Genomic DNA, 13,209 nt, shown 5'->3' with positions numbered 1-13,209 from the left:
TCTTATTGAAATTACGCTAACCTGAGAATCATATAAGGAATGATGTTGGTTCAGGATGCACCGTAACTGCTTTTCACCTCCTAAAATCGTCGGTTTTACCTTAGTTAAACGGTATCTCATTTGGCTACTGTGCGGCTGGACGCTGTGCTTTGCGCAATTAGTACTTGCTGCTGATAACTACGCCATTATTACCCTCAATCAAGAATTTAAAACCTTGAGCAAAGGCAAGGCGAGAATGTTGTTTCGCGGTAAAGCAAAATCACTGCAAGGCAAGCCCATCGAACTTTCTGACTGGCCAAGCGAAACTCAAATTAGAAATGACTTCTACCAGCTATTACTTGGTAAAGACGCTGCTCAAATGAGCGCTCACTGGGCGGGGTTGTCGTTTTCCGGCAAAGCTCGGCCCCCCAAAGAGCTAAAATCTAGCTCGATAGACGATTTGATGAATTGGCTGGCACAAAAGCCGACGCGCATTGGCTATGCACCGCTGGAAACCCTACCGGAGAATGTCACTGTACTGTATGTTGTTAAAAAGGATGCAAGTAATGAATAGCAAGTTAATCGCTGCGTGCTCTGCTTTGGCGATTAGCTCGAATGCTTTCGCGACTATTGAACTTAACGAAAACCTTACGTTGAGTGGCTTTGGCTCAACATCATGGACGAAAAGCGACAACAAAACACCGCTGATAATTAACCGCAATATCGTCGATGAAGCGTGTTGGGACTGCGATACGACATTCGGCTTGCAACTCGACTACTTCCAAGACGCTTTCAAAGCTTCAGCACAAGTGGTTAAACGCCCACAAGATAAATGGCGTAACCCCGAAGTGGAATGGGTGTATTTAGGCTACTCATTTGGCGACGTTGAAGCCCGTGTTGGCCGTTTGCGCATGCCGGTATTTTTAGCCTCAGAATACTTTTACGTCGGTCATGCTTATCAAAGCGCTCGCCCACCGGAAGAAGTTTACAACTCAATTTTGGGGATCACCGCATATAACGGCGCCAACTTAGTGTGGAATTTTGACTTATATGACGAATATCAAATGTCAGTCACTCCGTTTATTGCCTTTGATGATGACAATACGCTCGAGGTGAGTAACTCATTTGACGTCGAAATTAATGTAAAAGATATTCTAGGTATCAACGCGACACTGGCGGGTGACTATTTTCGCTGGAACTTGACCTACTTTGATGCGGAATACGATCAGAAATTTATCATTCGAAACGTCGCCCCAACGATTCCACTATTAGTATTAGACCAGCCAGATAGACGTTTTGAACTATACTCTCTCGGCGCAGAATACGAGCTTGGTGCTTGGACACTAACCGCTGAGCGCCAGCTAGGTAATGTGCGCTCAACTTGGTATGCGATGGCTGCCTATCGCATCAACAAACTATCGCCCTATATACTCTATGGCGAAACCAAAACCAAACGCACCGACATTACCGATTTTGACGGTAAATCTGGCAGTAGCTTGGTGACAGGTCTGCGCTACGACCTGCGCCACAATTTATCCATTAACCTTGAATGGCAACAGTTTAAGAGCTTCGGCAACCAACGTGGCTCGTTCACCACAACACCACAAGAGCCAGATGCTAAAACTTATACGTTGATGTTTAACTTTGTGTTTTAAATGAGGTGTTGAACTATCGACACAAAAAAGAGCGCGAGGCTCCTTTTTCGAGTTGAAATAAATGGGCATCACTTATTCAATATTCTGGATCTGCTCACGCATTTGTTCAATCAACACTTTTAATTCAACCGCAGCATTAGTGATATCAGCATTGATCGATTTCGAGCCAAGTGTATTCGCTTCACGGTTAAACTCTTGCATCATAAAGTCTAAGCGTCGGCCTTGTGGACCGCCTTTTTTGAGGATACTGCGCGTTTCTTTAACATGGCTGAATAGGCGGTCGATTTCTTCATCCACATCCATTTTTTGGGCAAGTAGTACGAGTTCTTGTTCAACACGGCCAGATTCTGGCTCAATGCCCGCTTCGTTAAACTTCTCGATAATGCGGTCTTTTTGCCATTGGATGATTTCTGGCATGTGCGCTTTCACTTTTTCAGCTTGCTCGGTAATGCCGTCTAAGCGCTGCTCAATGAGTGCTTTCATGTTCGCACCTTCACTGGCACGGGCGGCGATAAAGTCTTTCAATGCTTGATCGAACGCTGCCAAAATATCGGTTTGAATCGCATTCATATCCGTTTCTTCGGCTTCCATCACACCTGGCCAGCGCATAATTTCAAATGGGTTAACTTGGCTGTTTAAGGTTTGCTCATTTAACCAGTTTGCATGCTCTAATAGCTGTACAGCTAACTCTTTGTTTAAGGCAAGTTTTCCCTTGGCGGCAGGGTTGGCTGTAAAGCGTAAGCCACATTCCACTTTGCCTCGGTTAAGTGCTTTACGAAAACGTTCGCGCAGCACTGGCTCCATTGAGCGGAACTGCTCAGGCAAACGGAAGTAAGTTTCCAAAAAGCGTTGATTTACCGAGCGAATTTCCCACACGGCATTACCCCACTCGCCCTTTACTTCAACACGGGCGAAAGCGGTCATCGAATGAATGGTCATAATCTTTCCTATTAATCAGTTTTATAAGAATGAAGCGTGGTGAATTATGCCTTAGCCCGCAAAACGCCACCAGTAAAATCAATCACCATTGGCTGCAATAATCTGCTCAGTGCTTAGTTATCTGGCGCTGTAACTAAATGTAACCACCATAGACATTAATATTGAGAATGATTATTATTTTCGCTCAAAATTTAATCTACACACTCATAAACAACAAAAGTACTCTCACTATGAAATACCACAAACTCAGTTTGGCAATCGCCACTGCAATGCTTGCGCCTGCCCTGTCAGTCGCCCAAGCAGCAACGCAAGATGTTGAAGTAATAGAAGTCACAGGTCGCGCGCAACAGTTTTATTTAGACACAAACACCAGTGTCGGTACTAAAGCCGCAGCAGAGCTGATCGACTTACCCATGTCGGTTGATGTGATCACCAATCAACTGATTGTTGACCAAGCAGCCCGCAACATTACGGATCTGTACCGCTCGATTGCTGGCGTTAGTGAATTTAGTTACTCCGGCGTAACTTTCCGTGGCTTTAGGGATGATGCCAACGTGTTTTACGACGGTGTGCGTGGTGACCCGTACTCAGGGTTTAGCGTACCGCAAGTATTTAATGTAGAGCGTATTGAGGTGTTAAAAGGCCCAGCAACGGCGCTTTACGGTGGCGGTGAGCCCGGTGGTATGATTAATTACGTGACCAAAAAGCCAACCTTTACAGAAAAGCGCGAACTCAATTTTACCGCGGGTAACCGTTCATTGGCAGGCGCGTCGATTGATTTAACCGGCGGGCTTACCGATAACTTAGCTTTCCGCTTTGGTACGTTTTACGAAGAAGAAGATAGCTTCCGCGACAATGCCGATAGTGAAAACACAGAAATCGCTGGTGGTTTGTTATATGAGTTCGATGCTGATACCAGCCTAACCGCCACTTTTGACTACGTTGATCAAAACCTTGGCGGTAACCGCCTGCGTGGTGTGCCAGTAGACGATAACGGTAACTTTCTTGTTGATCGCGAATACAACGCCAACGAAAAATTCGACTACCAAGACTTGGAAGCCCTGACGCTTCAAGCAACACTGAAACACAGTTTCACCGATAACTTAGATGTAAACGCCACCGTGCGTTACATGGATAACGAGCGTGAACAGGCTTATCACGAATCACGCAGTTGGGTTGATGTGAATGGTGATGGCGACGCCAATATTGACGATCAAACCATTCGCCGCGAGTACCGCGATCAATATCGCGCCAATGAAGAGCTGAGCCTGACGGTAGATTTTGTTTACGAGCATGAATTAGCAGGCATGGCAAACCAACTGCTGTTCGGCGGCGATTATCACGATGTTGATACCGAATATGATTACTTACGCGCCCGCTACACAGGTGATGGTGTTGGCAACTTAAACATTTTCAACCCAAACTACGGTGAAACTGACCCATCTACTTACAACCTTCGCGATTTAAACCGTGACGGCATTAAGCGCGAGCGCAACAGCTTCTATGTGCAAGACAGACTATCGCTGACCGAGCAATGGTCGGTTATGTTGGGCGCGCGCTTTGATCAGTTTGACGAAACCAACAAACAAAGCGGCAACAGCTACGACGACAGCGATGTAACGTACCGCGCCGGTGTTACTTACAAGCCGATGGACGATTTCTCGCTATACGCCAGTTACTCAGAGAGCTTCAACCCAGTAAGCCCAGACGATTTTGAAGAAGGTGCGGGCGAGCTTGAGCCGACAACCGGTGATCAAATTGAATTAGGCGCGAAAAAGTATTGGTTAGATGGCCGTATTTTTACCACGGTGGCCATTTATCAAATTGATAAAGAAAATTTAGTGATCGGCAACCCGGATTTTATCGATAGTGATGAAACGCCGGATATTCCACAAGTGATCAACTTTGGCTTGGTAGAAAGTGACGGCGTAGAGCTAACGGTGGTCGGCGACTTAACCGAGAATCTAAGTATTACTGCCAACTACGCTTATAACGACACTCGTATCACCCGCGGCGATACACGCAACCTTTCTGACTCTGGCAAGTTTGTTAACGCGCCTATGCACCAAGCAGGTTTATGGACGCGTTACGAGCTAGCCAGTATCGACTCTGCTATCGCGTTCGGTATTGATTATGTGGATGAGCAAATCAGCTTCGATAACCAAAAAGTAAAATCATTTACCGTGTTTGATGCCAGCTGGACAACCCGTTGGGACGATGTTTTATTGAGCATTAATGTCAATAATATTTTCGATAAAGAGTACGCTGTTAGTGGCTTTAGCGAGCGCAACGGTCACTTCCCGGGTGAGCCGAGAAAAGTGGTTGGTCAGCTAACCTACAACTTCTAATCGCTGACTAAGCCTAACAAGATTCAGGCGATAAAACGCAAAAGGCTCAACCATTTATTTCACTGGTTGAGCCTTATTTTTTCGCAAGCTTTACAGCTATCTATGCCTTACTAATTAAGCCTTGCTAACTTGCCACTGCTGTTTAATTTGCTCGGCAACGCGGAATGCGTTGGCGTAAATCGTGTAAGTGTATGGCACACTGCCACCCGTTGGCATAAACGAGCCGTCAGTGACAAATAAGTTGTCGACTTCATGCGCTCGACAATGTTTATCAAGTACCGACGTTTTGGGATCGTTACCAAAGCGACAACCGCCTGCCATCAGGTTACTGGGTGGGTAACTGCTTACCGATGAATAGACATTCGTTGCACCCAATTCTTTGAGCACAGTTTCCGCTTTTTTCGAGATGTACTCACCGACCTCCAAGTCTTGTTGGTGATAACCAATACGCACTTTCGCTACCGGATCGCCCCACTTGTCGGTCACTTCTTCGTCAAGTGAAACAAAGCAATCATCGTTTGGCATCCAGTCGTTAAACACTTCAAAACGCAGGGTACGGTAAGTGGTGAACTCTTGCTTCAAGTTCGCTTTTAGTTGCTCACCCCACACCAGTTGATCGTCTTCATCGTATTGCGAGCCCATAGCGCGAGCAATGGGGTTTTGGTGGAAGAGAAAATCTATCGTGCCACCTTTCGCTTTACCGTTTTTGTTAACGCCCGCAAACGCTTTATCGTCAATCTCGTACCAATCTTGCAGCGCGCGGTTCACAAATGGCCCAACCGCCGTAAGTTGAGCAACTTGCTCATCGGTGAGCTGGTCAAAATCAAAATCACCACGGCCAGTACCACCAGCACTGAACACTAAATTTTTACCCACTTGGCCGTTATTATTGGCAAGGCCATTGGGGAATTTAGGCCCTTTTGACGCGAGCAATAAACGTGAGGTTTCTACCGCTTGGCAAGCAACAACATAAATACTCGCCTGTACTTTTTGCGTTTTACCTTTCGCATCATAGTATGCAACCCCAGTGATTTTACCTTGCTCATCACTGTCGATCTTGAATACTTTTGCATTAGGCTTAATGGTCAGGTTACCTGTCGCCACGGCATGATTTAACAATGCTGCGCGACCACTGCCTTTCGCCCCTGATGAACAGCCATAGCTACTACAGTACCCCGAATATTCACAGCTTTGGCGCCCCATGGCAGGTTGCGATAACACCGCGCGAGGCACTGGAATGGGGTGATAGCCTAAATCACTGGCGGCTTTGTCAATCCAGCTAGATACCGGATGCTCCGCAATCGGCGGATAAGGAAAATCCTTCGAGCGCGGCTCTTGGTGCGGGTGTTTAACGACCTTGCCGGAAACCCCCACTTGCTCGTCCACCATAGTGTAAAACGGCTCTAACTCGTCATAACTAATGGGCCAGTCTTCCACATTGGCACCTTCAACTGCGCCGTAGGTTGACTTCAGTTTAAAATCTACAGGCTTTAAGCGGTGAAAGTAGCCGCTCATAAAATTGGATGAGCCACCGACTACGTTACCATTCCAAAAACTCCAGCCAGAGTTTTCGGTTGACTCACCTTGCCAGTAAGTAGAGCCATCATTACGCTCATACTCTTCTTCAATGACATGGCGCTCGTCTGCGAGTGACGGGTTATAGGCATCGCGTAAGCTAATCGCCAATTCATCTTTATAGAATTCTTTTTCAGTTAGCCAAGCGCCCTTTTCTAGCACCAGCACTTTTGCGCCCGCTTTGGCGAGTGTGTAAGCCACTGGCGATGCGCCAGCACCACTACCAACAATACAAATATCGTACATCATGCTTTGCGTTTTTCCTCTGTTGATAGGTTCTTTACGGAAATACGGTAACGACCGGGAATTTCATAAAAACGGTTACCTTTGCTTGGTAGTGGGAAGCCAGCTTTGTGATTGAGCCACTGCCAGCCAATGCCATTGGGGTTGCCCCCGTAAGCCGGTGGTGAAAGCATGGCTTCATAAAGGTAATTGATCAGCGTATTGATCCAATTGTGCCCTGCTCGCGAGCCACTAATTTTGCGCAATACCGTTTCTTTTTCCGCAGAGCTTAATTCAACAAAAGGCTTATTCAGTTGGCTATGACTAAAGCCATTAAGCCAGCCAACCCCTTTTTCAATAAAGGCTTTTTCTTCACTGTCGATTGGCTGTTCATCGACCACATTGTATAGATAAGCTAAGGCTTGAATTTCTTTTGCCCCAGGGCCAGAAGCCGAGCTCGGCAGCAAGTGTTCCAGCACGGTATCAAGCGTTAACCAAGGGTCTTGTTTGACTAATGAAGCTAACGCTGACGGCTCAGCGGCCAGCACGGGCAATGGCATGGCAGCAACCGCAGTGGCGCCCGCTGCCGATTTGAGCATTTGGCGACGCGACATCGCCTTTGATAGCTTGCGCTCTAGCCAACGTGGCGTTTTATATAAAGGATCAAAAAATGACATAGGGTTAAGTTTCTACTGTTGTACTTGTCTGACTAGGCTTTAGGTGCCAACTGCTCTGCTTTCGGTTTCCATTCGTCAATAAACGACAACCAGTTTTCACGGGAGTATTTACCGTCTTCTTGCAGTTCTGCGGTATCTTTTGAAAGCACCATTTTACCCGCCGATGTTGAGACATACATATGTGGGTAACCTAACACTGGCGGCAGCCCTTTCATAAAGGCTTCGTTTTCATTGCTATCGCTAACATTCACTTTCAAAATCACAAATTCTTGATGTAGCTTGTTGTAGATGTCAGGGTTCTTTTCTAAAAACGCATCCATTTTGTGACACCAAGTACACCAGTTACCACCAATTTCAATTAATACATTACGGTTAGAGGCTTTCGCCAGTTTGATGGCGGCAACCGCATCTTTAAATGGGTCGCGCTTGTCGTCATAAACTTTGCTGTACAGTGGCAAATCACTTTTTTCTTGCGCCGCTGCTGCACCACTAAACCCCAAGATTGAAACCATTAACAAGGCGGCTATTACGTACTTCATTTAACTCTCTCACAACCAATATTCTGGTTAATAGACCATAGCCTGTGCCATGATCTTTCACGTTACCTTAATAATAGTCGCTCTATACTGTGCATAGAAACTGTTTCACACATAAAAAAAGCGACACTAGGTCGCATGGTAGCAGGGAACTTATGTTGAAGGTGTGCTCACCAATGATGACAAGCTATTCTTCACGCCACATTATTGAATATTGCCACCAACCGTTAATCCGCTTGGCACAGATTCTGGCACCGCTCGCGTTAACGATGGGCTATCGAGCGTGCGTAAAAAGGGTTCAATATCGCTGATATCGCCACCGCCAATTGACACTTCTAAATCACCGCGCTCATCGTATAACTCAATCGCGTCTCGCAAGGTTTGCTCTGAGCCATCATGCATATATGGCGCGGTGTTGCCGATATTGCGCAGGCTAGCGGTGCGCACCGCAGGCTTGTTTCTGATCACGGGTTGAGCAGGGCGTAATTGATTGTCCGATAGCATCGGACCGCTGTGGCAACGCGCACAACCTTCATCAATAAACTTGTTTAATCCTGTGATTTCTTGCTCGGTGAACACCTCAGTTTCGCCGCTTAGGAAGCGATCAAACCGGGTATTGCTATCATGCAAAGTGCGCTGAAAAGTAGCAATTGCTTGCCCTACCTGCGTGATGGAAATAGCCTCGCTTTCGGGGAAGGCTTGCGCAAATAACCATTGATACTCGTCAATTGCTTGTAGACGCTGTTCAATCACAGTAAATATTTCCTGCTCACTGACCTGTTCACCGAGCATCTCAATCGAGTTTTTTAGAGGCCCCAATGCCTGAGCTTCAAGATCTTGTGCGCGCAAATCCCAGAAAAATGGCCCGGCACTGAAATTACCTAAATCGTCATTTACCTTGAGGCCTGTGAACGCAGTATTGGCAACCGTTGGTGCGTGAATCGGTGTTTGCTGTTCACCAAATCGCTCCGGCCCTAAACCCACGCCGCCAACACCAACAGATGTTGCCCGCCCATCTGCCCAGCCAAAATCAGGGTGATGACAACTTGCACAGGCAACATCCTGATCACCCGACAGTATCGGATCCCAAAATAATAATTCCCCTAACGCGGCTTTCTCAGCCGAGTAAGGATTAATTGCAGGGTGAATAGCATCACGCGGCAACGGCTGAAATGTCGCGGAGTAATCTCTTGCAACTTGAGTGTTACCTGCGCCACCACCTCCACAGGCAACCAGAAAAATGGGCAACACCCCGAATATTAATTGAGCACATTTGATCATGAACAACTACCTCATAACGGTTAACTGCCGGGCAGTATAAAAGTAGCGATGTCCATAAAATGTCGCCTGCTATGAGCTGTTAAATCGGCGAGTGCTTGTGTTAACCAGCCACAGCTGCGCGTCCACTTCTAGGCGCAATATGATTTGTAAAACATCATGAATTAGCCGTGTAAAATCACACCGATGCGCTTATAATTGCGAGCAATTTTATTTGACAGGAACCTAACTATGCGACCAAGTGGCAGAACACTGGGCCAGATTCGTCCAGTAACCATTACCCGCCAATTCACCGCCCATGCCGAAGGCTCAATTTTAATTGAATTTGGTGAGACCAAAGTGATTTGTACCGCAACGGTAGAAGAAGGTGTGCCGCGCTTTTTGAAAGGCCAAGGCAAAGGTTGGGTAACTGCAGAATACGGTATGTTGCCGCGCTCAACACATACGCGTATGCGCCGTGAAGCTGCTGGTGGTAAACAAGGTGGCCGTACCATGGAAATTCAACGTTTAATTGCCCGTGCATTGCGCGCTGCGGTTGACTTGAAAGCCCTTGGCGAAAACACCATCACCATTGATTGTGACGTTATTCAAGCCGACGGCGGTACCCGTACAGCGTCAATTACCGGTGCTTGCGTTGCTTTGGTAGACGCACTTAACTACATGCGCGCTAAAGAAATCATCAAAACCAATCCACTAAAACACATGATTGCTGCGGTTTCTGTGGGTATTTACAAAGGCCAGCCTATTGCTGATCTAGAGTACGTAGAAGACTCTGAAGCCGAAACCGATATGAATGTTGTGATGACAGAAACCGGTAAGCTAATTGAAGTACAAGGCACCGCCGAAGAAGAGCCATTTAGCTTTGACGAAATGAACGAAATGATGCAGTTGGCGAAACACGGCATCAACGAATTGTTCGATATTCAAAAAGCGGCGCTAAGCTAATCATCTGCACTGGTCATATTAGGTAAACAAACCATGAAAGATTATCAACGTGAATTTATTGAGTTCGCCCTGAGCAAACAAGTACTTCGCTTTGGCGAATTTACGTTAAAGTCAGGCCGCACTAGCCCCTACTTCTTTAACGCTGGCCTATTTAATACCGGTGGCGATTTAGCGCGTTTAGGTCGCTTTTACGCTGCGGCATTAGCAGATAGCGGAATTGCATATGACTTACTGTTTGGCCCTGCCTACAAAGGTATTCCAATTGCAACGACAACAGCCGTTGCACTGGCAGATCACCACAGTCAAGACGTGCCCTATTGCTTTAATCGCAAGGAAGCAAAAACGCACGGCGAAGGCGGCAGCCTTGTTGGCTCAGCACTGGAAGGCAAAGTCATGCTGGTTGATGACGTGATCACTGCTGGCACGGCAATTCGCGAATCAATGGAAATTATCCAAGCCAACGGCGCTGAACTCTCTGGCGTATTGATCGCACTAGATCGCCAAGAGAAAGGCAAAGGTGAATTATCGGCGATTCAAGAAGTTGAGCGTGATTTTGGCACGAAAGTGATTTCAATTGTGACCTTAGGCGACTTAATCCGTTACTTGGAAGAGCAAGATGATATGAGCGAGGCATTAGCGGCGATCAAACAATACCGCGAAGACTACGGTATTTAATTCTACCAGCTAATGCTCGGCCGATATTTATCGTTGAGGCAACAACTTGAAAAGTACTTGAGCAACAGCCAAGTACTTTTTTCTTTTGGGCTGAGCTAATTCCGATTGAGATAAATAATTTAATTTGCCCAACTACTTAACCTCAGCTTTGTATAAGAAATAGTGAATAACCAAATTATTCACTAGCTTAGATTTAAGCTTTTCTTCTAGTGAGAAATTTTTACTGAAATCAAGGCGAATTTACACGTCAATAGCTAGCCTATTGCAAGTGAATTCAACGCAGATAGCAGTAAAAAAGTCGCTAGAAGCGCATTAGTTATCCAAAGCTGAGGTTATTTAAGCAATCGCGTCGTTAACCATTGAGCAATATCATTAATTTGCTGTGGTACAAGATTGTGTCCCATTTGATAACTTTGCCATTGGGTATGATAGTTAGCCTCGACTAATAACTGATGCGCTGTTTGTCCGGCCATATAGGGCACCACTTCATCCTGTTCACCGTGGTGTTGCAAAATATCCGTTGCCTTATTCGCCTCATGGCATTGCGCTGGCAACCTATCACCAGTTGGTAAATAGCAGGATAAGGCTAAAATACCAGCCAGCTTTTCAGGGTAACGCAAGCCAGTGAATAAGCTTAACACGCCACCTTGGCTGAATCCGGCCAAAACAATACGGTCTGCTGGGATACCAGCATCAATTTGCTCCTGAATTAACTGCTTAACAAGTACTTCTGATTTGAGCACACCTTCCATATCAGCACGGTTGTGCAAATCCATACTTTTGATGTCGTACCATGAACGCATGACAAAGCCTTGGTTTATCGTCACAGGCTGCATCGGTGCATGCGGAAAAACAAAGCGTATACCGTGGTTAGTAGGTAAGTTAAATGCCGGAACAATGGGAGCAAAACCGTCACCTGAGTCGCCTAAACCATGCAACCAAATAACACAGGCCGATACTGGTGCGTTCGGCTCGACAACAATGCGCTCTAACGCAGAATCAGACATAGTGATTACCTTGAAATGTATTTAAAGAAAGCCCGACGATATTAACAAGCCCATTTTAGAATGAACAGGTTCGCTGTTTAGCTTGAGCTAAAATTAAGTGTCCCGTCCTAAAATAAGTTGACGGTTTTTGAAGGCCAGTGATTTTTATCATTGGCCTTTTTCATTATGCACTTGATTAGGCGTTTTCATTTCTAAATTTAAGTGCGGTCTCATTTCATTGTATATGTAAATTGATTCATCGACGAGCTGCTTTAACTCGGCAATACCTTTACATTGATACAGTAAAAATTCTTGCTTGAGAATACCGTTAATTCGCTCTGCTAGTGCATTCTGGTAACAGTCATATCCATCAGTCATTGATGGCTTAATTCCATGTTTGTTTAATACCTGTTGATATTCATCCGAGCAATATTGTAAGCCCCTGTCTGAGTGGTGAATTGCCTGATGTGAATATCTTTTGTTACCGATACTCATATTTAACGCCTTAACCACATCCGATGCTTTCATTTCATCACTTAACTCATACCCCATTATTTTGCGTGAGTAAGCATCCGTTGTCAGTGATAGATAATGAGTCCCTTCGTCCGATTTTAGATACGTAATATCACTAACAAGCACCTCTTCGGCTTTCGTTGCTTTGTGCTCTTTAAGCAAGTTTGGGTGCTTACGCATCCAATGTTTACTGTTCGTGGTTTTAGTATAATTTTTCCTTGGGCTTACAAGTAAACCTTCAAGCCTGAGGTAAGTAAACAAACCATCTCGGCCAAGCTTTATACCACGCTTCATTAAATCAGGCTTTATCAATTTGTATAGCTTGCGAGTGCCTACTCGTGGCATATACTTTCGCCAATGGCCAATTAACTCTTTAACAGGCGCCAGTGTGAGGCGTTTTGCTTCACTTCGTTTAATCGCCTGATAAACACTTTGCCGCGAAATACCAAATGCTCGACATACCGTCGCTAATTTTATTCTTCTTGTTTCTTTTTCTCGCCAGAGATACTGGCGTAATACTTTTTTCGAATACCAGCCCCATACTCATTATCCATAATATCAACCATGCCTTCCATGACATCATTTTTAAGCTTTAGGTCTGCTATTTCTTTTTCTAGACGTTTGATCTTTTGAGCGGGTGTTTCTTTTGATTTGGGCATATCAGGCATACTAATTGGTTTCGACCAATCCAGCTTACCATGCTTTCGTAACCAAGTTAGAACCGTACTTCTACCTTGAATGCCATAATGTCGCTGGGCTTGCTTATATGTAAAGTCGCCTTTTTCTACTTGCTCAACTACGGCTAATTTAAAGCCCAGCGTGTAATCTCTTTGAGTTCGTTTAACTCTTTGTTTATCTGTACTTCTCATAACAAGTCCTAA

12 protein-coding genes are annotated in these 13,209 nt (G+C 45.6%); 5 read left to right on the top strand and 7 right to left on the bottom strand.

The features are described from left to right. Nucleotides 1-55: 55 nt before the first annotated feature. Together DXX93_RS01055 and DXX93_RS01050 are read left to right on the top strand one after the other, a co-directional pair. A complete protein-coding gene (locus tag DXX93_RS01055; RefSeq protein WP_116006444.1) occupies nt 56-553 on the top strand; it encodes a hypothetical protein in 498 nt (165 codons plus the stop codon). Then, nucleotides 546-1,634, top strand: a complete 1,089-nt coding sequence (locus DXX93_RS01050; RefSeq protein ID WP_116006443.1) for a porin — start codon at nt 546-548, stop codon at nt 1,632-1,634. Before DXX93_RS01055 ends, DXX93_RS01050 begins: the two co-directional genes overlap by 8 nt. A 72-nt stretch (nt 1,635-1,706) precedes the next feature. On the opposite strand, the gene DXX93_RS01045 is transcribed toward DXX93_RS01050, so the two are convergent. Beyond that, a complete protein-coding gene (locus DXX93_RS01045; RefSeq protein ID WP_116006442.1) occupies nt 1,707-2,573 on the bottom strand; it encodes a YicC/YloC family endoribonuclease in 867 nt (288 codons plus the stop codon). Nucleotides 2,574-2,803: 230 nt separating this feature from the next. On the opposite strand from DXX93_RS01045, the gene DXX93_RS01040 reads away from it, so the two are divergent. Continuing rightward, entirely contained in the window at nt 2,804-4,921 is a 2,118-nt protein-coding gene (locus tag DXX93_RS01040; RefSeq protein WP_116006441.1) for a TonB-dependent siderophore receptor, read from the top strand. A gap of 114 nt (nt 4,922-5,035) precedes the next feature. Here DXX93_RS01040 and DXX93_RS01035 read toward each other — a convergent pair whose 3' ends face one another. The 4 genes from DXX93_RS01035 to DXX93_RS01020 all read right to left on the bottom strand — a co-directional run bounded on the left by DXX93_RS01035 (nt 5,036) and on the right by DXX93_RS01020 (nt 9,212). Beyond that, a complete protein-coding gene (locus tag DXX93_RS01035; RefSeq protein WP_116006440.1) occupies nt 5,036-6,745 on the bottom strand; it encodes a GMC family oxidoreductase in 1,710 nt (569 codons plus the stop codon). After that, nucleotides 6,742-7,395 carry a gluconate 2-dehydrogenase subunit 3 family protein gene (locus DXX93_RS01030; protein ID WP_116006439.1) on the bottom strand — a complete coding sequence of 218 codons (654 nt, stop codon included), beginning with the start codon at nt 7,393-7,395 and terminating at the stop codon, nt 6,742-6,744. Before DXX93_RS01030 ends, DXX93_RS01035 begins: the two co-directional genes overlap by 4 nt. A gap of 32 nt (nt 7,396-7,427) precedes the next feature. Continuing rightward, complete coding sequence (locus DXX93_RS01025; protein ID WP_116006438.1) at nt 7,428-7,934, bottom strand: DUF255 domain-containing protein; 507 nt, start codon at nt 7,932-7,934, stop codon at nt 7,428-7,430. Nucleotides 7,935-8,135: 201 nt separating this feature from the next. Then, nucleotides 8,136-9,212, bottom strand: coding sequence for a cytochrome-c peroxidase (locus DXX93_RS01020; protein ID WP_116006437.1), 1,077 nt, complete (start codon nt 9,210-9,212; stop codon nt 8,136-8,138). A gap of 228 nt (nt 9,213-9,440) precedes the next feature. On the opposite strand from DXX93_RS01020, the gene rph reads away from it, so the two are divergent. Both rph and pyrE read left to right on the top strand, forming a co-directional pair. Beyond that, nucleotides 9,441-10,154, top strand: a complete 714-nt coding sequence (rph, locus tag DXX93_RS01015; protein ID WP_116006436.1) for a ribonuclease PH — start codon at nt 9,441-9,443, stop codon at nt 10,152-10,154. Nucleotides 10,155-10,187: 33 nt separating this feature from the next. Then, nucleotides 10,188-10,829, top strand: a complete 642-nt coding sequence (gene pyrE / locus DXX93_RS01010; protein WP_116006435.1) for an orotate phosphoribosyltransferase — start codon at nt 10,188-10,190, stop codon at nt 10,827-10,829. Nucleotides 10,830-11,161: 332 nt separating this feature from the next. Here pyrE and DXX93_RS01005 read toward each other — a convergent pair whose 3' ends face one another. Next, nucleotides 11,162-11,836 carry an alpha/beta hydrolase gene (locus DXX93_RS01005; RefSeq protein ID WP_116006434.1) on the bottom strand — a complete coding sequence of 225 codons (675 nt, stop codon included), beginning with the start codon at nt 11,834-11,836 and terminating at the stop codon, nt 11,162-11,164. Nucleotides 11,837-11,983: 147 nt separating this feature from the next. Then, nucleotides 11,984-13,197, bottom strand: a protein-coding gene (locus DXX93_RS01000; protein WP_116006433.1) for an IS3 family transposase whose coding sequence is annotated in 2 segments (ribosomal slippage) — nt 11,984-12,855 and nt 12,855-13,197 — 1,215 coding nt in all. Because the reading frame shifts where the segments join, the coding sequence is not laid out codon by codon here. Nucleotides 13,198-13,209 lie beyond the last annotated feature (12 nt).

The sequence above is a fragment of the Thalassotalea euphylliae genome (assembly GCF_003390335.1).
In the GTDB taxonomy this organism is placed as follows: Bacteria; Pseudomonadota; Gammaproteobacteria; order Enterobacterales; family Alteromonadaceae; genus Thalassotalea_F; species Thalassotalea_F euphylliae_B.
The sequence above is the reverse complement of the archived record's forward strand: the minus strand, read 5'-3'. Positions and strand labels throughout refer to the sequence as shown.

What these genes read in the sequence shown, in the direction of transcription:
- rph (WP_116006436.1), top strand. Translation starts at nt 9,441, where the DNA reads ATGCGACCAAGTGGCAGAACACTGGGCCAGATTCGTCCAGTAACCATT.
- DXX93_RS01030 (WP_116006439.1), bottom strand. Translation starts at nt 7,395, where the DNA reads ATGTCATTTTTTGATCCTTTATATAAAACGCCACGTTGGCTAGAGCGC.
- DXX93_RS01035 (WP_116006440.1), bottom strand. Translation starts at nt 6,745, where the DNA reads ATGATGTACGATATTTGTATTGTTGGTAGTGGTGCTGGCGCATCGCCA.
- DXX93_RS01005 (WP_116006434.1), bottom strand. Translation starts at nt 11,836, where the DNA reads ATGTCTGATTCTGCGTTAGAGCGCATTGTTGTCGAGCCGAACGCACCA.
- DXX93_RS01045 (WP_116006442.1), bottom strand. Translation starts at nt 2,573, where the DNA reads ATGACCATTCATTCGATGACCGCTTTCGCCCGTGTTGAAGTAAAGGGC.
- DXX93_RS01050 (WP_116006443.1), top strand. Translation starts at nt 546, where the DNA reads ATGAATAGCAAGTTAATCGCTGCGTGCTCTGCTTTGGCGATTAGCTCG.
- DXX93_RS01025 (WP_116006438.1), bottom strand. Translation starts at nt 7,934, where the DNA reads ATGAAGTACGTAATAGCCGCCTTGTTAATGGTTTCAATCTTGGGGTTT.
- DXX93_RS01040 (WP_116006441.1), top strand. Translation starts at nt 2,804, where the DNA reads ATGAAATACCACAAACTCAGTTTGGCAATCGCCACTGCAATGCTTGCG.
- DXX93_RS01020 (WP_116006437.1), bottom strand. Translation starts at nt 9,212, where the DNA reads ATGATCAAATGTGCTCAATTAATATTCGGGGTGTTGCCCATTTTTCTG.
- DXX93_RS01055 (WP_116006444.1), top strand. Translation starts at nt 56, where the DNA reads ATGCACCGTAACTGCTTTTCACCTCCTAAAATCGTCGGTTTTACCTTA.
- pyrE (WP_116006435.1), top strand. Translation starts at nt 10,188, where the DNA reads ATGAAAGATTATCAACGTGAATTTATTGAGTTCGCCCTGAGCAAACAA.